Origin of the sequence: Streptococcus pseudopneumoniae, from assembly GCF_001072665.1 — a bacterium.
GTDB lineage: Bacteria > Bacillota > Bacilli > Lactobacillales > Streptococcaceae > Streptococcus > Streptococcus pseudopneumoniae_S.
Genome location: NZ_JVJI01000110.1, coordinates 1 through 21127, shown reverse-complemented (window position 1 = coordinate 21127; position 21127 = coordinate 1). Strand labels below are relative to the sequence as shown.

The following is a 21127-nucleotide window of genomic DNA, read 5'->3' as shown; positions in this document are numbered from 1 at the left end:
AAAGTGACTCAGGGGGCTTTTTTTGATATAATAAAAAGGACTGTTATCAGTTAGAAAGAGGTTGGTATGAAAGAATTACAAACTGTACTTAAAAACCATTTTGCAATCGAATTTGCAGACAAAAATTTACTGGAAACTGCCTTTACTCATACGAGTTATGCCAATGAGCACCGCCTCTTAAAAATTTCACACAATGAGCGCTTGGAATTTTTAGGAGACGCTGTTCTACAGTTATTGATTTCAGAATATCTGTATAAAACATATCCTAAAAAACCTGAGGGTGATTTGTCTAAACTCCGTGCCATGATTGTCCGCGAGGAGAGTTTGGCTGGTTTTGCGCGTGATTGCCAGTTTGACCAGTTTATCAAGCTGGGTAAGGGGGAAGAAAAATCTGGTGGTCGCAATCGTGATACCATTCTTGGTGATGCCTTTGAAGCCTTTCTTGGTGCCCTCCTTTTGGACAAGGATGTGGCCAAGGTCAAGGAATTTATCTATCAAGTCATGATTCCTAAGGTTGAAGCAGGCGAATTTGAGATGATTACAGACTACAAAACCCATCTCCAAGAGTTGCTTCAGGTTAATGGGGATGTGGCTATTCGTTATCAGGTGATTTCTGAAACGGGTCCTGCCCACGATAAGGTCTTTGATGTAGAAGTTCTTGTCGAAGGTAAGAGCATTGGTCAAGGTCAAGGTCGTTCTAAGAAACTAGCAGAGCAGGAAGCTGCCAAAAATGCCGTTGAGAAAGGGCTGGATTCATGTATTTAAAGGAAATCGAAATTCAGGGATTCAAGTCTTTTGCTGACAAGACTAAGGTCGTTTTTGACCAAGGAGTGACGGCAGTTGTTGGTCCCAATGGATCTGGAAAGTCGAATATTACAGAAAGTCTGCGTTGGGCCTTGGGGGAGTCAAGTGTTAAGAGTCTCCGTGGCGGCAAGATGCCGGATGTCATCTTTGCTGGAACAGAAAGTCGCAAACCGCTCAATTATGCTTCTGTAGTTGTGACTTTGGATAATCATGACGGATTTATCAAGGATGCAGGTCAAGAAATCAGGGTAGAACGCCATATCTATCGTAGCGGAGATAGCGAATACAAGATTGACGGTAAGAAAGTACGTCTGCGTGATATTCATGATCTTTTCTTGGATACAGGTTTGGGACGAGATTCCTTCTCCATTATTTCCCAAGGGAAGGTTGAGGAGATTTTCAACTCCAAGCCTGAAGAACGCAGAGCTATTTTTGAAGAAGCTGCAGGAGTTTTAAAATACAAGACTCGTCGAAAAGAAACTGAGAGTAAACTACAACAAACTCAGGATAATTTAGACCGCTTAGAGGACATTATCTACGAGTTGGACAATCAAATTAAGCCTCTTGAGAAGCAAGCTGAAAATGCTCGTAAATTTCTAGACTTGGAAGGACAACGCAAGGCTATTTATTTAGACGTTCTGGTTGCTCAAATCAATGAAAATAAAGCTGAACTAGACTCGACAGAAGAAGAGTTAGCTCAGGTTCAGGAACTCTTGATGAGCTATTACCAAAAGCGTGAAAAATTAGAAGAAGAAAATCAAACTCTTAAAAAGCAACGCCAAGATTTACAGGCTGAAATGGCCAAAGACCAAGTCAGTTTGATGGATTTGACCAGTCTGATTAGTGATTTAGAGAGAAAATTAGCCCTATCGAAACTGGAATCTGAGCAAGTAGCTCTGAATCAACAGGAAGCACAAGCTCGTTTGGCTGCTTTGGAGGATAAGAGAAATTCACTCAGCAAAGAAAAATCTGATAAGGAAAGCTCTTTAGCTCTCTTAGAAGAAAATCTAGTCCAAAATAATCAAAAACTTAATCGTTTAGAAGCTGAGTTGCTGGCTTTTTCAGATGATCCTGATCAGATGATTGAGCTATTACGTGAACGCTTTGTGGCGCTTTTACAAGAAGAAGCGGATGTCTCAAACCAACTGACTCGCATCGAGAATGAGTTGGAAAATAGTCGTCAGCTTTCTCAAAAACAAGCAGATCAATTAGAAAAGCTGAAAGAACAGTTGGCTACAGCTAAAGAGAAGGCTAGTCAGCAAAAGGCGGATCTTGAAACTGCCAAGGAGCAAGTTCAAAAATTATTGGCTGACTATCAAGCTATTGCCAAGGAGCAAGAGGAGCAGAAATCTTCCTATCAAGCTCAACAAAGTCAACTATTTGACCGTCTGGATAATCTCAAAAACAAGCAGGCCAGAGCTCAGAGTTTGGAAAATATTCTGAGAAATCATAGTAACTTTTATGCAGGTGTTAAGAGTGTTCTCCAAGAAAAAGCTCGCCTTGGTGGGATTATTGGTGCAGTCAGTGAGCACTTGACCTTTGATGTGCATTATCAAACTGCTCTGGAAATCGCACTGGGAGCGAGCGGTCAGCATATCATCGTAGAAGATGAACATGCAGCAACTAGAGCAATTGATTTTCTCAAACGAACTAGAGCTGGTCGTGCGACCTTCCTTCCTTTGACCACTATTAAGGCGCGTACGATTTCTAGTCAGAACCAAGATGCTATTGCTACAAGTCCAGGATTTCTGGGTATGGCTGATGAGCTGGTGACATTCGATACTAGACTGGAAGCCATTTTCAAGAATTTGCTAGCTACGACGGCTATCTTTGATACCGTAGAACAGGCTCGTGCGGCTGCTCGCCAGGTTCGTTACCAGGTCCGCATGGTGACATTGGATGGGACAGAGCTGCGTACAGGTGGTTCCTATGCAGGTGGAGCCAATCGTCAGAATAATAGCATTTTCATCAAGCCAGAACTGGAACAATTACAAAAAGAAATTGCTGAAGAAGAAGCAAGCTTGCGTACAGATGAAGCGAGTTTGAAGAACTTGCAAGATGAGATGGTTTCATTGACAGAAAAGTTAGAAGCCATCAAATCTCAGGGAGAGCAAGCTCGTATCCAGGAGCAGGGCTTGTCCCTCGCTTATCAGCAGACCAGTCAGCAAGTTGAAGAACTGGAAACTCTTTGGAAACTCCAAGAAGAGGAATTAAATCGTCTTTCTGAGGGTGATTGGCAAGAGGATAAGGAAAAATGCCAAGAGCGCCTTACTACTATCGCCAGTGACAAGCAAAATCTGGAAGCTGAGATTGAAGAGATTAAGTCTAATAAAAACGCCATCCAAGAACGCTATCAAAACTTGCAGGAAGAGGTAGCACAAGCTCGCTTGCGTAAGACTGAACTGCAAGGACAAAAACGTTATGAAGTAGCTGATATTGAGCGTTTAGGCAAGGAATTGGACAATCTTGATCTTGAGCAAGAGGAAATCCAGCGCCTTCTTCAAGAAAAGGTTGATAATCTGGAGAAGGTTGATACAGAATTGCTCGGTCAACAGGCGGAAGAGGCCAAAACTCAGAAAATGAACCTCCAACAAGGTTTGATTCGCAAGCAGTTTGAGTTGGATGATATTGAGGGTCAGCTGGATGATATTGCCAGTCATTTGGACCAAGCTCGCCAGCAGAATGAAGAGTGGATTCGCAAGCAAACTCGTGCTGAAGCCAAGAAAGAAAAGGTCAGCGAGCGCTTGCGCCATCTACAAAGTCAATTAACAGACCAGTACCAGATTAGCTATACTGAAGCTCTAGAAAAGGCGCATGAATTGGAAAATCTCAATCTGGCAGAGCAAGAGGTTAAGGATTTGGAGAAAGCTATTCGCTCACTGGGTCCTGTCAATTTAGACGCTATTGACCAGTACGAAGAAGTTCACAATCGTCTGGATTTCCTAAATAGCCAACGAGATGATATTTTGTCAGCGAAAAATCTGCTCCTTGAAACCATTACAGAAATGAACGATGAAGTCAAGGAACGATTTAAATCAACCTTTGAAGCTATTCGTGAGTCCTTTAAAGTGACCTTTAAGCAGATGTTTGGTGGAGGTCAGGCTGACTTGATTTTGACTGAGGGAGACCTGCTGACAGCTGGGGTTGAGATTTCTGTCCAACCACCAGGCAAGAAAATCCAGTCGCTTAACCTCATGAGTGGTGGTGAAAAAGCTCTTTCTGCTCTTGCTTTGCTTTTCTCTATCATTCGAGTTAAGACTATCCCGTTTGTTATCTTAGATGAGGTAGAGGCTGCGTTAGATGAAGCCAATGTTAAACGTTTTGGGGATTACCTTAACCGCTTTGATAAGGACAGCCAGTTTATCGTCGTAACCCACCGTAAGGGAACCATGGCAGCAGCCGATTCTATCTATGGAGTGACCATGCAAGAATCAGGTGTCTCAAAAATTGTTTCGGTTAAGTTAAAAGATTTGGAAGAAACAGTAAACTAAGCGCTAAACGATAGCATCTCTTAGGAGGTGCTATTTTTTTAAACTAACATTTTGAAAAGTTTTTTAAGGTCAGTTTAGGGGCAAAAAACGACATTTGGGCTTTCCTTTTAGCGAAAAGGCTTTCTCTATGATATAATAGTTTCATGATTACAACAGTACCTATAAAAAATGAAAAAGACATCGCAGTACCGGATAAAACAGTTCTTGTATTAGGCTATTTTGACGGTATTCATAAGGGACATCAAAAGCTTTTTGAAGTAGCTAGTAAGGCTTCGATGAAAGATTATCTACCAGTTGTCGTGATGACCTTTACAGAGTCCCCTAAGCTTGCTTTGCAACCTTACAAGCCAGAATTAATGCTTCATATTGTCAGCCATGAAGAACGGGAACATAAGATGAAATGGCATGGAGTAGAGGCTCTTTTCTTACTTGACTTTAGTAGTAAATTTGCTAGTTTAACGGGTCAAGAGTTCTTTGATACCTATGTTAGGGCATTAAAACCCGCTATTATCGTAGCAGGATTTGATTACACCTTTGGTTCTGATAAAAAAACTGCGGCTGACCTGAAGGATTATTTTGATGGAGAAATCATCATTGTTCCACCTGTTGAGGATGAAAAGGGGAAGATTAGTTCTACTCGTATTCGGCAAGCTATTCTTGATGGAGATGTCAGGGAAGCTAATTATTTACTCGGTACTCCTTTACCATCACGTGGAATGGTTGTTCATGGTAATGCTCGTGGACGGACTATCGGTTATCCAACAGCAAACCTAGTTTTACGAGATCGAACCTATATGCCAGCAGATGGTGTTTACGTAGTCGATGTCGAAGTGCAACGTAAAAGATATCGTGGAATGGCGAGTGTCGGGAAAAATGTTACTTTTGATGGAGAAGAGCCACGTTTTGAAGTCAATATTTTTGATTTTTCAGATGATATTTACGGTGAAACAGTTATTGTTTACTGGCTAGACCGTGTCCGAGAAATGGTCAAATTTGACTCCGTTGAAGAACTGGTAGATCAACTCCAGAAGGATGAAGAAATTGCTCGGAATTGGAAGGATGAAGAGTAGAATGTTTAAAAAGTGAACCATATTTTGTGTTTGCTTTTTTTTATTTTTGGAAGAAATTTTTATAGATATAAACATAATTGAAGCTTTGTTTGAAATCTGTTAAAATAGGGATATTAATAACTTTAAAAACTAAAGAAAAGAGATTATATGATTACAGGTGAATTAAAAAATAAAATTGATCAGTTGTGGGAGATGCTTTGGACTGAAGGTAACGCAAATCCTCTAACAAATATTTAATATATGACATAAAGAGCAAAATCATAATTGACAATTCAAAAATCTTTGGAAGAATTGGAAACCTTGAAAAAATCACTTATGCAGAAGTATTTTGGTTAAGATTTGATATGAGATAGCAGTTTTACACTATCATTGTAATTACCGTACTTATTTGTTACAATACTTCAAAGGAGGAAATCATATGGCAGTAAAAACAAGAAAACAAGGAAATTCAATTACCATTACGATTCCCAGTGAATTCAATATTCCAAGTGGCGAAATTATCTTTATTCCCGAAGAGTCTGGACATCAGATTTCTTATGATGCCTTTGATTTAAAACTGGATACAATTTTTGATGAATACGATGAAGTTTTCAAAGCTTTGGTGGAAAAATGACAGTATATTTAACGGAAAAGTAAATTGAAAAAATCAATGCTTTAGTAATTCAACGGTATTCTCCAAATAAGCAAATTCAAACAGTTAGTCCTTCAGCGTTAAATATGATTGTGAACTTACCAGAACAATTTGTTTTTAGTAAACCTTTTTATCCAACAATTTTTGATAACGCAACAATATTATTTGTCCGATTGATAAAGAAGTATGTTTTTGCCAATACCAATAAGCGAACAGCCTTTTATGTTTTGGTTCAATTTTTACAATTAAATGGTTATCACTTTTCTTTTTCTGCGGAAGAAGCTATTGATATGTGTGTGACGATAGCGGTAGGAGCTTTAACTGATGAAAAAATGATAAGCTATTCTAAATGGGTTTCTAAACATTTTATTAGAGAAAAAATTAAAAAATAAGCTAGTATGTTGGATTGAAATGAGCATAAGAAAAAAATAAAGAGACAATATTAGAAATCTGTCATGCAGGAACTGATATTGTCTCTTTTTATTGATGAGTGAGAATTTTCGGTGTCTTCCTACATCTCATATATAATGAGTTGAAATTAGAATAGTACAACACGACTGCTAAAAAAATTCTAGAAATTAATTTGATTTTCCTAATCGATTTGTTCATATCTTATTTCAATCTACTATAACAAAAAACGAACAGGCTCTTTTTCTGTCATTCAGAAGAGAACTTGTTCGTTTTTTCTTTTAAAACACTCGATATACGTATGGATTTTCTGGTTTATCGACTTTGGTAAAGCTGTCAATTTCCAAGGTTGGGAGGTTTTGTTTGAGTTCTTTATGGTAGTGATTGACCAGTTTTCCTTTAGCTGTTATCCAAGTGTTATTCTCATACTGACGGGTATTTCCCTTGGTCAGCAATCCATACACACCTGAGTCCGCGATACAATGGATAATGCCGAAGCGGAACAGAAATTGGCTATTGGCATGACTGGGATCATTATAGACAAAGCCTGTGAACTGGACTGTCTTACCCCCAAACTCATCTGGATAGTCGTAGATGGCTTCCATGACTTCCATATAGTTTTCGTTAGTAATATAAATGCTATCTTGGGATAAGTATTTATCCGCCGCAGTTCGCATTTCCTTTTCATAAGCTGATTTTGAAAAATAAGAACTGGTATCTGGTTTCAAATATTGGCTTGTAGTCCCTTCACTGGTCTGAATGGCTTGATCCGTGCCTTCTGATAAGGGGAAATGATAGCCTTTTGCTGAAACGGTCTGAGAATCCAAGCTAACAGTTGGAAAAGTTAAGCCGACTACAATTGGAATGGCCAGAAGAGCAATACTCGTCACCTTTGCCAATCGGCTATTCAGATGACTGTGGGTTTTGACTTGCTTCATCCAGATATACAATTGAACAATAGCCAAGATAAAGGAAAGCACCATGGAAATATAGGCCAGATAGGAATAGTGCATGTTGATGTACTGGTTTAATTTGCCCGACAGATGGAGATAAATGGTCAGTTCAAAATAGCCAGCTAAAACTAAAAATCGAATCATAGGATGACTCCAATCAAGAGAGAATACACTAAGACGACAAGAGTCACAATCGTTATGAAGTGACTGATAAATCGTGCTTTCAAGTAATTTTTCATCATGAGAATATTTTTGATATCCAGCATTGGACCAATGACGAGAAAGGCCAGAACTGGTGCCAAGCCGAAACTCGAGAGAAGAGAAGCTCCGATAAAAGCATCAGCCTCACTACAGAGAGAAAGAAGAAAGGCCAAAAGCATCAAGAGTAGGATGGAAAAAAGAGGGGTCGCACTGATAGAGGTCAGAATCCGTGTCGGAACATAGACCTGTATTATAGAGGCGAAGAGACAACCAAATACCAAATAACGCCCCGTATCAAAAAATTCATCAATGGCTTGCACAAAGACCTGAAAAACTTTTTTTGCAGGTCTCAAGTGAGAAAAATCGTGTTCATGACAGGCCAAACGATTTTCTTTTTGAATCGATTCTTGCCAGAAAAATCCCAGAAAAATCCCAAGTATCACAGCTACAAGAATAGAACCAAGAGCTCGTAAAAGGGCGATATGGAAGGAGTTGCCAAAGGCAGAATAGGTCGCAAAGAGAACAATAGGATTGATAACAGGTGCTGTTACGAGAAAGGGAACGGCTGTGTAACTGGGAACCTTCTTTTCCAGAAAACGATTGATAATGGGGACAATTCCACATTCACAAGAGGGAAAAAGCATCCCGACGAAGGTGCCAAAAAAGATTCTCCCCCAACGATTTCGAGGGAGAAAATGATAAACCTTGTCAGGTGTGATATAAACCTCAATCAGTCCTGAGACAATACTTCCTATCAGAACGAAGGGTAGGGCTTCAATGATAATGGAGAGAAAAATAGCCCCAGTCTGAAGCACACTAGACGGGAGTTGTTGGAAAGCAGTCATCTAGTTTTTCTTTTCTGCTTTGGCTTTTTTCTCTTTGTCATCTGGGAAAGTGACTTGTTTCAAATCAGGGAGTTTCGCAAACTCTTCAAACATCTTGTCCAAGTCGTCCGTTTTTGTAAATTTTACTGCCATAGTGATACCTCGATTCTAAATTCTACCTCTATTATACTATTATTTTAAGGAAAAGGGAAAAGTTAAAATTGAGTATCTAACGAATAATAGAGCTTGATATATCCTAATATACACTATGATTGTGATATAATAATTGTGGAATAACGGAGGAAATGATGGAACACGAAAAAATCGGTCAGGTTACTGACGAAGTAAAAGAAATTTTTAATATTGTTCTTGAAGCTAGTGATATCAAAGTTAACAAAGAAGGTTTAAGAAGTCATATGTTGAAACGGCATCATAATGATGTGATTCATCATATCGAAGACCTAGAACTCATACTAAGGAACCCAGATTTCGTCGGCATTAATCCACGAGAGAAAGATGCTAGTTTTGAATATGTTAAAAGATTTGATGATAATGTTCTTGTTGCCATCAAGTTACATAAAAGTGGAGATTTCTTTTATGTTCCGACCATGTATCGCTTACAAGATTTCAAGTTACAAAGTCGTATCAAGTCTGGTAGATTGAGAAAGCTTGACAAAAAAAGTAGATAGTGATAGAATAACATTAACGAAAGACATTTGAGGGCAGAAAGGTTCCTGCCGCACCTTGAAAAAGGTATCCGAGATGCTGGGTACACCGACCAGCCAAGTGTCCGTTATTTTAAAGGAGGGGCTTAAATGCTCCTTTTTTGTTTAAAATTTCAAAATAGATTACACTCACCGCAGGCTCAGGCTTGAGGTTTTTTTATTTGCTCTGAAAATTGATTCGTTAACTTCAACAAATAGTTTTATAAAGCGTTTTGTAAAAAATAAAAACAGTGAAATTACTCATAGATTCTTTTGTAATCTAGTAGAATTTTAAATTGAAACCTTCTCAATGAATAGAATATTGAAATGAAGTAAATTTATTTCCCAACTTATGTTTTAAAATTGTAAGAGGTAATTTGAAACGTTTAGCTTATGGTATAATAGGTTTATGGATAAAAAATATTTAAAAATTTCCCAAGATTTGGGTGTGACCTTAAAACAAATTGATACTGTCTTGTCTTTAACAGCTGAAGGGGCAACTATTCCCTTTATCGCGCGTTATCGCAAGGACATGACTGGTAGTCTGGATGAGGTGGCGATTAAGGCTATTATTGACTTGGATAAAAGTCTGACCAACCTCAACGACCGTAAGGAAGCTGTCTTAGCTAAGATTCAAGAACAAGGCAAGCTGACCAAGGAATTGGAAGAAGCTATCTTAGCTGCCGAAAAATTAGCAGACGTAGAAGAACTCTATCTACCTTTTAAAGAAAAACGTCGGACTAAGGCAACCATTGCCCGTGAAGCTGGACTCTTTCCTCTTGCTCGCTTGATTTTGCAGAATGTAACTGACTTAGAGAAGGAAGCTGAAAAGTTCGTCTGTGAAGGATTTGCGACTGGCAAGGAAGCCTTAGCTGGTGCAGTTGATATCTTGGTCGAAGCCTTATCGGAGGATGTCAATTTACGTGCTATGACTTATCAGGAAGTGCTGAGACACTCTAAACTCACTTCTCAAGTCAAGAATGAAAGTCTCGATGAAAAGCAGGTTTTTCAGATTTATTATGATTTTTCAGAGACAGTTGGAAATATGCAGGGTTATCGTACCTTGGCCCTCAATCGTGGGGAGAAGCTAGGTGTCTTGAAGGTCGGTTTTGAACATGCGACGGACCGTATTCTTGCCTTCTTTGCTACTCGTTTCAAGGTGAAAAATGCTTATATTGATGAAGTGGTTCAGCAATCCGTTAAGAAAAAAGTCTTGCCTGCTATCGAGCGACGTATTCGGACAGAATTGACTGAGAAAGCGGAAGAAGGGGCTATCCAACTCTTTTCTGACAACCTGCGCAATCTCCTCTTGGTTGCTCCACTGAAAGGGCGCGTGGTTCTTGGATTTGACCCAGCCTTTCGTACAGGTGCCAAGCTAGCTGTCGTGGATGCAACAGGAAAAATGCTGACAACTCAGGTTATTTATCCTGTTAAACCAGCATCAGCTCGTCAAATCGAAGAAGCTAAGAAAGATCTGGCAGACTTGATTGGTCAGTACGGCGTGGAAATCATTGCCATCGGAAATGGTACTGCTAGTCGTGAAAGTGAAGCCTTTGTGGCGGAAGTTCTTAAAGATTTCCCTGAAGTCAGCTATGTTATCGTCAATGAAAGTGGTGCTTCGGTCTATTCTGCCAGCGAACTTGCTCGTCAGGAATTTCCAGACCTAACCGTTGAAAAACGCTCTGCCATTTCTATCGCCCGTCGTTTGCAAGATCCTCTTGCAGAGTTGGTCAAAATCGATCCTAAGTCAATTGGTGTCGGTCAATATCAACACGATGTCAGTCAGAAGAAACTATCTGAGAGTCTGGACTTTGTTGTCGATACAGTGGTAAACCAAGTCGGTGTCAATGTCAATACAGCCAGCCCAGCTCTTCTCTCCCATGTCGCTGGACTCAATAAAACCATTTCTGAAAATATTGTCAAATACCGTGAGGAGGAAGGAAAAATCACTTCACGCGCCCAAATCAAGAAAGTTCCTCGTCTGGGTGCTAAAGCTTTTGAACAGGCCGCTGGTTTCCTTCGTATCCCTGAAAGTAGCAATATCCTTGATAATACAGGGGTTCACCCAGAAAACTACGCTGCTGTTAAGGAGCTCTTCAAACGTTTAGATATTAAAGACCTAAACGAAGAAGCCCAAAGCAAACTCAAGTCCCTTTCAGTCAAGGAAATGGCGCAAGAACTGAATCTTGGTCCAGAAACTCTTAAAGATATCATTGCAGATCTTCTCAAACCAGGTCGAGATTTCCGTGACTCTTTTGATGCTCCAGTTCTCCGTCAAGATGTACTGGATATCAAGGATCTTGTTGTCGGTCAGAAGCTAGAAGGTGTGGTGCGTAACGTTGTTGATTTCGGTGCCTTCGTTGATATCGGGATTCACGAGGACGGCTTGATTCATATTTCTCACATGAGTCGCAAATTTATCAAACATCCTAGCCAAGTAGTGTCAGTCGGAGATTTGGTAACGGTTTGGGTTAAGAAAATCGATACTGAACGTGAAAAAGTCAATCTGTCGCTTCTAGCTCCAAATGAAACTGACTGATTACGTTAAGCAGGTTTCACTAGGAGACTTCGGTAGACCTTTTATCCATCAAGCTCAGTGGAATTCTCGTCTACGTTCGACAGGTGGGCGATTTTTCCCCAAAGATGGGCATTTGGATTTTAATCCCAAGGTTTATCAGGAACTGGGTTTAGACGTTTTTAGGAAAATTGTTCGCCATGAACTCTGTCACTATCACCTCTATTTTCAAGGGAAGGGCTATCAACACAAGGATCGGGATTTTAAGGAACTGTTGAAAGCAGTGGATGGATTACGCTTTGTTCCAACCTTGCCCAATAGCCACTCTAAACCACTCAAGCTTTATCGTTGCCAATCCTGCCAGCAAAGGTATCAGCGCAAGAGAAGGATTGATACTAAACGCTATCGCTGTGGAGTTTGTCGAGGTAAATTGCTACTAGTAAATCAGCCTGAGGACTGATGAAAGTCGAGCCTACCCGTGATATACTATGTCTAACCTAGCAGAAAGAGGAAATATCATGAACAGTAAATTTTATAAAATGAGACGAAATCGCATGATTTCAGGAGTTTTGGCAGGTCTGTCAGACAAGTGGAACTTTGATGTTACTCTTGTTCGTTTTCTGTTTGCCATTTTTACAGTTGCAAACTTTGGACTTGGCGTGATTATCTATATCATCCTAGCTTCTATCATGCCTACCAAGGAAGAAATCGAAGCAGAAATGTACGGAACAGGCCCACGAAAACGCAAAGAAGCCCAAGCCATTGACGATAATGAAGGCTGGTTTTGGTGAGGTAAATAAGGAAATATTTATTATTTGCACTATTTAAAAGAAGTGACATAAATGACTGAAAATCCCTTGTTGCTATTTAGCGACAAGGGATTTTGGTATTTAATTATAATCTGTTTCGTCTTTAGAAAGACGAATTACCTGATCAGCCATTTTCCAAATACTAGGATTGTGAGTTGCGATGATGATTGTTCTATTAGCATTGCGAAGTTCAAGGAGAAGTTCCATAATTTCCTTGGAATTTTTAGGATCTAGTGAGGCGGTTGGTTCATCAGCTAGAATTAAAGGAGGATTTTTTAGGATAATCTTGGCAAGTGCTACGCGTTGAGCTTCACCACCAGATAATTCATAGATTTTTTGGTTGAGACTTAGATAATCCAGTCTTACAGCTTGCAGTGCTTGAAGAAAAAGTCTCTCTTTTTCTTGTTTCTTGTTCTTTTTTTTACCAATCATTCCCAGCTCAAGGTTTTCTCGAATGGTCTGACTTTCTAATAGTCCAAAGTTCTGGAAGAGATAGCCAAGTTCGTTACGATAAAATTCCTCATTTTTTATTGAAGTCAAAGAATTTCCTTTGTAAAATATTTCCCCTTTATCGAAAGTCTCTAGTTTTGCTAGCATATTCAGCAAAGTGGTTTTGCCACAACCACTATCTCCTATCAATGCATACACCATACCACCTTGAAAATTAAGACTCAAGTCTGAAAAAATGACACGAGAACCAAATTGTTTCCAAATATGTTGTAATTCAATCATACTATCCTCCTTTGATAATGCTAGCATAAGTTTTACTTTCCTTTTTATCACAGATTTTCAATAGAGAAACAGCTAAACCTGAAAAACTGAGAAATAAAATCAGGGTAATCCAGATATTCTTAGAAATAATGAAAGCTAGACTACTTCCGACAAAGAGAGCTATTATTTGAGAAGTGATATATCTACAGTGTAATTTAAAGAAATAATAACCAGCTATTTTTTTCAAGAATATGGTTTTGCGAAAGGCTTCAAAATAGAGTAGATTTAAACTTGTAAACAGCAAAATTGAAGTCAAAATAGCAAATATAGCACTTGCTAAGTTACTAAAAATTTCGATTTTAATTTTTTGATTTAACTGGAGGTAGGTCTCTCTAGCAAAGGATAATCCTGAAATCATAGTATCAAGTTGATAGTACTTCAAAAGTTCTTGTGTTTGCTGTAAATTGGTAAAATAGAGATATTCTAGATTCGTAAACCAAAATATAGAAGAATCTTTTCCAAGTGCCTTAGGAGAAACTACGATAAAAATAGGGGTTGACAACCATTGATCATAAGAAATATGGGTAGTATTATAAATGAATACATCTTTTTTTTGATCAGTATAAGTTATACTAACTTCGACTCTATGCTTTGTATCACTACTGTATAATCGATTAGTTAAATCTTCTTGTATGTTTTGTTTTATTTGTTCCTCATTTTTCTTTTGTTCTTGAGGTAGTATTACAAGAACCTGTCCATCTTTTAGATTATTGATTTTTTTAAAGGTTTCTGATGTTAACTCTATACCTTCTTTTTTGAAGTAGTCAGGTGTTACATAGAGAATATTTTTCCCTTCCAAGTCATAGGGATTTTGTTCAGAATCATTATGAGTTGAAAGAGAATGTTTTATAGCTTGAATAGCGAGATTATGTTTGACTAGAAAGGCATTTCCATTTTCTAAAGAATATTGAATAAAGTCAAACCATTTATTAGCATTCATTTTGAGTTCATCTATATTTTTTCTTTGACTTGAACGACCTGTTTGAAGATTAACAATATTGGAGTGTTGTTTCCAAGTAGCTTGTCCAGCCTCATTTTTCATAAATATATGATGATCAATGGACAAGCGCCCAAATCCTACAATAACTAATAAGATAGACAGAGCTTGACCAAAGTAAAGAATACGTAAAATTGACTTAATTGGTAATTTTCCTTTAATGATAGAGATAAGATGAACTCTTTTTAAAGAAATAGTAAAAAGAAAAGCGATGAGAAGACTTAGCAAGAGAAGCAGGCTATTATAAAAAATAAATAGTATTACTAAAAAAGTCTGAATTTCATAAGGATAGCCTAGATAAATTACTAAAACACTAGCTATTAGGAAAGCAGGCAAGCCGAAAAGAAGGATATCAAGTCCGTCTCTTATGATAGAACGAAAGAAGAGATTTCTGAGACGTTCTCCATTAATCAGTCTTATTCCTGATTGAGAGAGAGATTGAATCTGTCCGATAACAATAAGTGATAAAAAGGTTAATAAAAAAATGAAAAGACTAGTAAGTTGATTGGGTTGGGCAATGAGGGTCAATACGAAGGAGACTCTATTATTTTCAAATGTATTAACTTTTTCTAGTCCAAGTTGTTTAAGGTGAATAGCTAATTCTTGATTTGTTAGCGAGCCACTGATAATATTGTAATTGTTGAGAAGATTACTTTTATTGATACTTTCTTGACTTGCTTGAGGCATCCAGTCTGGAAGTTTCCCATCTCCAAAAACTTCGTAGTAAGTTTGTGATTTTCCATCACTATCTACTTCCCAAATGGTTCTTGCGATAAGACTATTATGTTCTTTAGCAAGACTATTTAATTTTTCCTTAACGGTAGAATAATCTGCTTGCCCGCTTAATACTGCTGCACCTGGGAACAGGGTTTGTGGAAGAGAGTCTTTCCAAAAGGACAAAGCAACAATCAGAAAGAGTGCCAGAAGAAGATTGCTGATGAAGAGAAATATACGTTTCATAGGAACCTCTTTCTAAAAAAGAGGGAGATCAACCTCCCTCTTCATTGCAGTTATGCGAATTATAGCTTACTACTTTTTAAAATAAGCACTAAAAAACTAAAGTTTTACAAGGTATCGAAGAAAACCCTTTCATAATTTTATTTTACTCCTTTTTTAAAAATAAAACAAGTGATGATAGGACTTCGTATAGTAGATATTTTCAAAAAATTCTCCAATCTTACAAAAATGTAAGATTAAAGCCTTTTTTGTAAGGTTAGGTTATGGCAAGCAGTCTTTTTTTGATGTAAACTAGACTCATAAAGAACAAAGGAGTAACATCATGAAACAAATCTTACATAAGAAAACAAGAAAACCAAGCCACAAAGATATCGAGCGTGTTCAACTGGGATGCGCTATGATACAAGCAACATTTCATTTGATGGGATATTAAGAAAGGAGATTCTCATGACACTTTTAGATGTAAAACACGTTCAAAAAATTTATAAAACTCGTTTTCAGGGCAACCAAGTAGAAGCCCTCAAGGATATTCACTTTACCGTGGAAAAAGGTGACTACGTTGCCATCATGGGTGAGTCTGGTTCTGGTAAATCAACTCTTCTCAATATCCTAGCTATGCTGGACAAACCAACACGTGGTCAGGTTTACTTGAATGGAACTGACACTGCAACCATTAAAAATTCACAGGCTTCTAGCTTCCGTCGTGAAAAGTTGGGCTTTGTCTTCCAAGACTTTAACTTGCTAGATACTCTGTCTGTTAAGGACAATATCTTGCTTCCGCTTGTCTTGTCAAGAAGACCCATTACGGAGATGATGAAGAAATTGGTAGTGACAGCTGAGAATCTAGGCATCAACCAATTGCAAGAGAAGTACCCTTACGAGATTTCAGGTGGGCAGAAACAGCGTGTAGCAGTAGCCCGCGCCATCATCACAGAACCTGAAATTCTCCTTGCGGATGAGCCAACAGGCGCCCTTGACTCCAAATCATCTGCAGCTCTTCTTGATGTTTTTGATGAAATCAATGAGCGTGGCCAAACCATTCTTATGGTAACCCACTCAACAGCAGCAGCTAGCAGAGCTAAACGTGTACTCTTTATCAAAGACGGCATTCTTTACAATCAAATCTACCGTGGAGAGAAGACAGAACGTCAGATGTTCCAAGAAATCTCTGATACCTTGACTGTCATGGCAAGCGAGGTGAATTAGTATGTTTCGATTAACCAATAAGTTAGCGGTATCGAACTTGATTAAAAACCGCAAACTCTACTATCCTTTTGCGCTGGCTGTTCTCTTGGCAGTCACTGTCACCTATCTCTTTTACTCTCTAACCTTCAATCCCAAGATTTCTGAAATCCGTGGAGGGACAACCATTCAAGCTACTCTAGGATTTGGTATGGTTGTCGTCACCCTCGCGTCAGCCATTATCGTCCTCTATGCCAATAGTTTTGTCATGAAAAACCGTTCTAAGGAACTAGGAATTTATGGCATGTTGGGCTTGGAGAAGCGTCATCTTATCAGTATGACCTTTAAGGAGTTAGTGGTATTTGGGATTCTAACTGTTGGAGCAGGTATCGGTATTGGAGCCTTGTTTGACAAGTTAATTTTCGCTTTCTTGCTCAAACTGATGAAATTGAAGGTTGAGCTGGTCGCTACCTTCCAAATGAATGTTGTCATTGCAGTACTTGTTGTCTTTGGATTGATTTTCCTAGGCCTCATGTTCCTGAATGCCCTTCGAATCGCCCGTATGAATGCCCTCCAGCTCTCTCGTGAGAAAGCAAGCGGAGAGAAAAAAGGTCGTTTCCTACCTCTCCAAACTATTCTTGGTTCCATAAGTTTAGGGATTGGCTATTATCTTTCCCTTACTGTAAAAGATCCTCTTACAGCCTTAACAACCTTCTTCTTAGCTGTTTTGCTGGTTATCTTTGGAACCTATCTCTTGTTTAATGCAGGGATTACCGTTTTCCTACAAATTTTAAAGAAAAACAAAAAATACTATTACCAACCAAATAACCTTATCTCAGTCTCCAACTTGATTTTCCGTATGAAGAAAAATGCGGTTGGACTAGCAACTATCGCTATTTTGTCAACAATGGTTTTGGTAACCTTGTCAGCAGCGACTAGTATTTTCAATGCCTCAGAAAGTTTTAAAAAAGTTCTAAATCCTCATGATTTTGGGGTTTCAGGGCAAAATGTTGAAAAAGAAGACTTGGACAAACTCTTGAGCCAGTTTGCAAGTGATAAAGGTTATAAGATTAAAGAGAAAGAAGTGCTTCGTTACGCTTACTTTGGTGTTGCAAACCAAGAAGGTAGCAAGTTAACCCTTTTTGAAAAAGGACAAAATCGTGTCCAACCCACAACAGTTTTCATGGTATTTGACCAAAAAGATTATGAAAATATGACTGGCCAAAAATTGTCTCTATCAGGAAATGAGGTCGGACTCTTTGCAAAGAATGAGGGAGTTAAAGAACAGAAAGCTCTAACTCTAAATGATCATCAATTTTCTGTCAAAGAAGAATTTACTAAAGATTTCATTGTAAACCATGTTCCAAATCAGTTTAATATTTTGACTGCTGATTACAATTACCTTGTTGTACCTAATTTACAAGCCTTTTTGGATCAATTCCCAGATTCGGCTATCTATAATCAGTTTTACGGTGGTATGAATGTAAATGCCAACGAAGAAGAACAACTCAAGGTCGCTGAAGAATATGATAAATACCTCAGCCAGTTTAATGCTCAATTAAACACGGAAGGTAGCTATGTGTATGGTAGCAATCTAGCAGATGCTAGTGCTCAAATGAGTGCCCTCTTTGGTGGTGTCTTCTTTATCGGTATTTTCCTATCCATTATCTTTATGGTCGGAACGGTTCTGGTCATCTATTACAAACAAATTTCTGAAGGCTATGAAGACCGTGAACGCTTTATTATCTTGCAGAAAGTCGGTTTAGATCAAAAGCAAATCAAGCAAACCATTAACAAACAGGTTTTAACTGTTTTCTTCCTCCCTTTGCTCTTTGCTTTCCTACACCTAGCCTTTGCCTATCATATGCTTAGCCTGATTCTTAAAGTGATAGGTGTACTGGATGCGACTATGATGTTGACAGTGACTTTGTCTATCTGCGCTGTCTTCCTCATCGCCTATGTGCTGATTTTCATGATTACTTCAAGAAGTTATCGCAAGATTGTCCAAATGTAAAAAAAGATACCTCGATATATACTGACCCCCAAAAGTTAGACAATTAATTTATCCAAAGGATTTAGCTCTGTATTGTACAGGGCTAAGTCTTTTTAGTTTGGCTTTGATTCGTTTGTTATAGAAAAATATAGTTAATAATTGCTTTATTAATTTTTTAAAGAACTGCAATTTCTAGTGAAATAACAATGTATTGCCAATTTCAAAATTTTGAGGTTGTATTCAATCATATTTGGAGAATATTAAAATATTTTTAAATTTTTATGATATAATCGTGATAGTTAAATATTTTAGAGGAACCCGATAATGAGTGAAATAAAAAGTGTAACATCTTTAGCTGTTCAAAGAGCAACGGCGATTGCAAAAGCTACAGAAAGTCTTGCTAATCTTATAGCAATTGAAAAAGATAATCAGACAACTGTAGCGGGGAATGTAAAAGCTTCCTCTGCAATTGATTTAGCGCAAACTACTGCGAGTCAAATTGGTAATGTATTATCAGCGATGTCAACGAATATTCATAATCTTTCTTCAGCTTTTCATGCTATGGATCAGAAAGTAGCAAACCAATTGTCACGCATTGACGATGCTAGCACGAGGTTTACGTTAAATGGTTAATCGTGATATCATTAATTTAGAGTTATCACTCAAACAAAGAGAAGAATCTCTAAAAGTAAAGAAACGTCATCTATACATTGTACGAGATGAATATGATCAACTTACTAAAAAAAGTAAATTCTTTTTTAGTGAAGTTGCAGAGTTGATGAGTAAATCTGACGATAGTTATTATTTTAAAGATTTAGAATCACAACATCTCCAGGCATCGCAAAAACTTCAAACCTATTTTCAAGAACAGGAAGAGTTACTTAAACAGTCACAAAAACTATTAGAAATTGATAAAGAACAATTGAAACAATTAGAAAGAGAGGTGAGAGAAAAAAATGGGGGTTGATATGTATTTATGGAAATCCAAGAATCAGGCAAGTAGTACATCAAGAGCACTACAGAATCAAAATCAAGCCTATCAATCTTTACAGAAGGCTCTTAATGATTTTTCATCAAACAGTGGAGATTTATCTGGTTTAGCTTATGATTCTGCAAAAGTTTATTGTAGTCAAATATTGATTCCATTAACAAAAGCTTGCATTTTATTAAATGAGGAAATAGAAAAAGCAACATTGAGTCTTCCGGATAAATTCATTAGTGAAGTGGATAGTGTAAGTTTAAGAGAAGATGAGTTGCGTCAAAAAATTGCGCAAGCACATAAAAGTATTGTTTACTATCAGAAACTACGAAACATGGAATATCGTGTGGAACAACCAGACTATTTTTTTATTAATAGTTTAACAGAACATATTGAGATTCAACAGAAAGTCAAACAAAAATTGGAGGATAAGCTTCAAAAACTTTTGACATTTCATAATTCATCATCAGGTCTTTTTTCAAATATAGATGGTCTTTATCAAGTAGTAAGGCAAGGGTTATCTCAAGCAAAAAGCTCTTGGAATGAAGAAACAAAAACATTTGTAATTCCACCTCAAGAGGAATTGATGTGGGTTAAACAGGTCCACGAGTCTTGGGGAAGACGATTGGACAAAGAAAAGTTGAAATCAGGAGAGGGATTAACAATAGAGGACATTGAAGCTTTACTTACCTATGCTCGGTCCCATCCAGAAGAGTTAGTTTCACCTGAGTTGATTCAGCAATTAAAAAGTGCATTAGAGTTAGTTCGAGAGAATTATGATAAAAATAGCACGCAGTTTGACTTACTTGCAACTATAATTGAGCAACTTGGAATAGGGGTTCAACGTTTTGGTGGTTTAGCTACTATTTTAGAAGGAATTAAAGGCCCTAGTACATTTGCTTTAAACGGAGCCTCAACTTCATTTGTTTTAGTTAAACAAACTGGTATAGGTCAAGCTTTGGTTCAAAAAGGTACAAATATAGCGAACTGGGGCAAATGGGGTGGCCGTTCCTTAATGGGAATTGGCTTTGGTCTTGGAATGTATGATGATATTGTTAACAAAGATAAAAGTATTGGTCAGGCAGTTGTGCATAATGGTTTGTCAACAGGGATTGGTTTTGGAGCTGCGGAGCTAACTACAGTAGCTTTAGGAGCATTTTTGGGAAGTAATCCTGTTGGTTGGGCTGCTGTTGGTGTAGCGACTGCATCATTTGCTATTGGAGTTGGAGTTACTTGGTTGTTTAATAAAGCCTATGAAAATAACTTTTTAGGGCTTAAAGATGGTTTAGACACTACAGGGGCATTTTTGGATGATGTAGGGAAAAACGTAGGTCAGGCAATATCAAATAGTGTTGAAAGTGCAAAAAATTGGGCCAGTGAGATGGTAAGTGATGTAGGAAATGCCATTTCAGGTGGGCTAAGTGCCCTTAACCCCTTTGACTAATGAGAAATGATGGAAAAAATTCGTTTTACTTATGGAAATTTTCGTTATTTAGTATTTGAATTCAATCATCAATACTATTTACTTGATAGAAGACCATGTCATTTGAGAGGATATCTTTTTCCACCTATAAATTGGCTTTTCTTTCAACATGTGTATCCCATTACATCGGATGAGTACTGTAAAATAAAAGAAAAAACTGGACGTGCTACAAAACTCACTGTTTCAGCTTCTCTCGGTGCTGGGCTGAGTATCTTTTTATATAATTGGTTACGGGTTAACAAGATTGATATCACTAAGTATTTTGAAACGAATCTTTCAAGTTTTACGAAAATGGCACTCTTTTTAATGACTTTTCTTTTAACATATGTTCTGGTTGAATTATTTTACTATTCTC

Annotated in this window: 20 protein-coding genes and 1 pseudogene; 15 read left to right on the top strand and 6 right to left on the bottom strand. The window is 37.9% G+C overall.

The annotated features are described in order from the left end of the window. Positions 1–66 precede the first annotated feature (66 nt). From rnc to ADH52_RS05680, 5 genes are all read left to right on the top strand, one after another. Entirely contained in the window at positions 67–765 is a 699-nt protein-coding gene (rnc, locus tag ADH52_RS05700; protein ID WP_049510531.1) for a ribonuclease III, read from the top strand. Beyond that, on the top strand, positions 756–4295 hold the full coding sequence (gene smc / locus ADH52_RS05695; RefSeq protein WP_049510530.1) for a chromosome segregation protein SMC: 3540 nt from the start codon (positions 756–758) through the stop codon (positions 4293–4295). Before rnc ends, smc begins: the two co-directional genes overlap by 10 nt. Positions 4296–4438: 143 nt before the next feature. Continuing rightward, positions 4439–5365: a bifunctional riboflavin kinase/FAD synthetase gene (locus ADH52_RS05690; protein ID WP_049510529.1), complete on the top strand. Its 927-nt coding sequence runs from the start codon at positions 4439–4441 to the stop codon at positions 5363–5365. Positions 5366–5783: 418 nt separating this feature from the next. After that, on the top strand, positions 5784–5978 hold the full coding sequence (locus ADH52_RS05685; protein ID WP_049510528.1) for an AbrB family transcriptional regulator: 195 nt from the start codon (positions 5784–5786) through the stop codon (positions 5976–5978). Positions 5979–6001: 23 nt separating this feature from the next. Beyond that, positions 6002–6388: a type II toxin-antitoxin system death-on-curing family toxin gene (locus ADH52_RS05680; protein WP_239668893.1), complete on the top strand. Its 387-nt coding sequence runs from the start codon at positions 6002–6004 to the stop codon at positions 6386–6388. Between the two features lie 297 nt (positions 6389–6685). Here the strand turns inward: ADH52_RS05680 and ADH52_RS05675 are convergent, their stop codons facing one another. Genes ADH52_RS05675 through ADH52_RS11765 form a run of 3 tightly spaced genes read right to left on the bottom strand, consistent with a single transcriptional unit; the run spans position 6686 to position 8535 of the window. Continuing rightward, positions 6686–7501: a TIGR03943 family putative permease subunit gene (locus tag ADH52_RS05675; RefSeq protein ID WP_049510527.1), complete on the bottom strand. Its 816-nt coding sequence runs from the start codon at positions 7499–7501 to the stop codon at positions 6686–6688. Further along, entirely contained in the window at positions 7498–8403 is a 906-nt protein-coding gene (locus ADH52_RS05670) for a permease (protein ID WP_049510526.1), read from the bottom strand. Before ADH52_RS05670 ends, ADH52_RS05675 begins: the two co-directional genes overlap by 4 nt. After that, a complete protein-coding gene (locus tag ADH52_RS11765) occupies positions 8404–8535 on the bottom strand; it encodes an SPJ_0845 family protein (RefSeq protein WP_004234728.1) in 132 nt (43 codons plus the stop codon). Between the two features lie 155 nt (positions 8536–8690). Between ADH52_RS11765 and ADH52_RS05660 the strand changes: the two genes are divergently transcribed. The 4 genes from ADH52_RS05660 (at position 8691) to ADH52_RS05645 (ending at position 12392) form a co-directional block, all read left to right on the top strand. Further along, the gene (locus ADH52_RS05660) at positions 8691–9071 is read left to right on the top strand and encodes a PBECR2 nuclease fold domain-containing protein (RefSeq protein ID WP_049510525.1); all 381 of its coding nucleotides are present in this window, start codon (positions 8691–8693) and stop codon (positions 9069–9071) included. A 424-nt stretch (positions 9072–9495) separates the two neighbouring features. After that, entirely contained in the window at positions 9496–11625 is a 2130-nt protein-coding gene (locus ADH52_RS05655; RefSeq protein WP_049510524.1) for a Tex family protein, read from the top strand. Next, positions 11612–12061 carry a SprT family protein gene (locus ADH52_RS05650; RefSeq protein ID WP_049510523.1) on the top strand — a complete coding sequence of 150 codons (450 nt, stop codon included), beginning with the start codon at positions 11612–11614 and terminating at the stop codon, positions 12059–12061. The genes ADH52_RS05655 and ADH52_RS05650 overlap by 14 nt, the downstream gene beginning before the upstream one ends. 58 nt (positions 12062–12119) lie before the next feature. Beyond that, entirely contained in the window at positions 12120–12392 is a 273-nt protein-coding gene (locus tag ADH52_RS05645; protein WP_001085044.1) for a PspC domain-containing protein, read from the top strand. Positions 12393–12491: 99 nt separating this feature from the next. On the opposite strand, the gene ADH52_RS05640 is transcribed toward ADH52_RS05645, so the two are convergent. Together ADH52_RS05640 and ADH52_RS05635 are read right to left on the bottom strand one after the other, a co-directional pair. Continuing rightward, positions 12492–13142 carry an ABC transporter ATP-binding protein gene (locus tag ADH52_RS05640; protein WP_049510522.1) on the bottom strand — a complete coding sequence of 217 codons (651 nt, stop codon included), beginning with the start codon at positions 13140–13142 and terminating at the stop codon, positions 12492–12494. A 1-nt stretch (position 13143) separates the two neighbouring features. Continuing rightward, positions 13144–15138, bottom strand: a complete 1995-nt coding sequence (locus ADH52_RS05635) for a DUF1430 domain-containing protein (protein ID WP_049510521.1) — start codon at positions 15136–15138, stop codon at positions 13144–13146. Positions 15139–15582: 444 nt separating this feature from the next. On the opposite strand from ADH52_RS05635, the gene ADH52_RS05630 reads away from it, so the two are divergent. Then, entirely contained in the window at positions 15583–16341 is a 759-nt protein-coding gene (locus ADH52_RS05630; RefSeq protein ID WP_000173372.1) for an ABC transporter ATP-binding protein, read from the top strand. Between the two features lies 1 nt (position 16342). Next, on the top strand, positions 16343–18331 hold the full coding sequence (locus tag ADH52_RS05625) for an ABC transporter permease (RefSeq protein ID WP_049510520.1): 1989 nt from the start codon (positions 16343–16345) through the stop codon (positions 18329–18331). Between the two features lie 48 nt (positions 18332–18379). Here the strand turns inward: ADH52_RS05625 and ADH52_RS11850 are convergent. After that, positions 18380–18463 (bottom strand): annotated as a pseudogene (locus ADH52_RS11850) (IS3 family transposase); the annotation flags it as partial. A gap of 171 nt (positions 18464–18634) precedes the next feature. Here ADH52_RS11850 and ADH52_RS05620 point away from each other — a divergent pair. The 4 genes from ADH52_RS05620 to ADH52_RS05605 form a co-directional block, all read left to right on the top strand. Next, positions 18635–18943, top strand: a complete 309-nt coding sequence (locus ADH52_RS05620; RefSeq protein WP_004269706.1) for a TIGR04197 family type VII secretion effector — start codon at positions 18635–18637, stop codon at positions 18941–18943. Further along, on the top strand, positions 18936–19277 hold the full coding sequence (locus ADH52_RS05615; RefSeq protein WP_049510519.1) for a hypothetical protein: 342 nt from the start codon (positions 18936–18938) through the stop codon (positions 19275–19277). Before ADH52_RS05620 ends, ADH52_RS05615 begins: the two co-directional genes overlap by 8 nt. A gap of 1 nt (position 19278) precedes the next feature. Next, positions 19279–20733: a hypothetical protein gene (locus ADH52_RS05610; protein ID WP_049487075.1), complete on the top strand. Its 1455-nt coding sequence runs from the start codon at positions 19279–19281 to the stop codon at positions 20731–20733. 9 nt (positions 20734–20742) lie between these two features. Further along, positions 20743–21127: DUF443 family protein (locus tag ADH52_RS05605; RefSeq protein ID WP_049510518.1), on the top strand; the 385-nt coding region annotated here is incomplete at its 3' end.

Bases quoted from the DNA above. Each gene is read 5' to 3' on its own strand.
- ADH52_RS05640 (WP_049510522.1), bottom strand. From the start codon at position 13,142: ATGATTGAATTACAACATATTTGGAAACAATTTGGTTCTCGTGTCATT.
- smc (WP_049510530.1), top strand. From the start codon at position 756: ATGTATTTAAAGGAAATCGAAATTCAGGGATTCAAGTCTTTTGCTGAC.
- ADH52_RS05620 (WP_004269706.1), top strand. From the start codon at position 18,635: ATGAGTGAAATAAAAAGTGTAACATCTTTAGCTGTTCAAAGAGCAACG.
- ADH52_RS11765 (WP_004234728.1), bottom strand. From the start codon at position 8,535: ATGGCAGTAAAATTTACAAAAACGGACGACTTGGACAAGATGTTTGAA.
- ADH52_RS05635 (WP_049510521.1), bottom strand. From the start codon at position 15,138: ATGAAACGTATATTTCTCTTCATCAGCAATCTTCTTCTGGCACTCTTT.
- ADH52_RS05630 (WP_000173372.1), top strand. From the start codon at position 15,583: ATGACACTTTTAGATGTAAAACACGTTCAAAAAATTTATAAAACTCGT.
- ADH52_RS05670 (WP_049510526.1), bottom strand. From the start codon at position 8,403: ATGACTGCTTTCCAACAACTCCCGTCTAGTGTGCTTCAGACTGGGGCT.
- ADH52_RS05615 (WP_049510519.1), top strand. From the start codon at position 18,936: ATGGTTAATCGTGATATCATTAATTTAGAGTTATCACTCAAACAAAGA.
- ADH52_RS05690 (WP_049510529.1), top strand. From the start codon at position 4,439: ATGATTACAACAGTACCTATAAAAAATGAAAAAGACATCGCAGTACCG.
- ADH52_RS05645 (WP_001085044.1), top strand. From the start codon at position 12,120: ATGAACAGTAAATTTTATAAAATGAGACGAAATCGCATGATTTCAGGA.
- ADH52_RS05675 (WP_049510527.1), bottom strand. From the start codon at position 7,501: ATGATTCGATTTTTAGTTTTAGCTGGCTATTTTGAACTGACCATTTAT.
- ADH52_RS05610 (WP_049487075.1), top strand. From the start codon at position 19,279: ATGTATTTATGGAAATCCAAGAATCAGGCAAGTAGTACATCAAGAGCA.
- ADH52_RS05650 (WP_049510523.1), top strand. From the start codon at position 11,612: ATGAAACTGACTGATTACGTTAAGCAGGTTTCACTAGGAGACTTCGGT.
- ADH52_RS05685 (WP_049510528.1), top strand. From the start codon at position 5,784: ATGGCAGTAAAAACAAGAAAACAAGGAAATTCAATTACCATTACGATT.
- ADH52_RS05660 (WP_049510525.1), top strand. From the start codon at position 8,691: ATGGAACACGAAAAAATCGGTCAGGTTACTGACGAAGTAAAAGAAATT.
- ADH52_RS05625 (WP_049510520.1), top strand. From the start codon at position 16,343: ATGTTTCGATTAACCAATAAGTTAGCGGTATCGAACTTGATTAAAAAC.
- rnc (WP_049510531.1), top strand. From the start codon at position 67: ATGAAAGAATTACAAACTGTACTTAAAAACCATTTTGCAATCGAATTT.
- ADH52_RS05655 (WP_049510524.1), top strand. From the start codon at position 9,496: ATGGATAAAAAATATTTAAAAATTTCCCAAGATTTGGGTGTGACCTTA.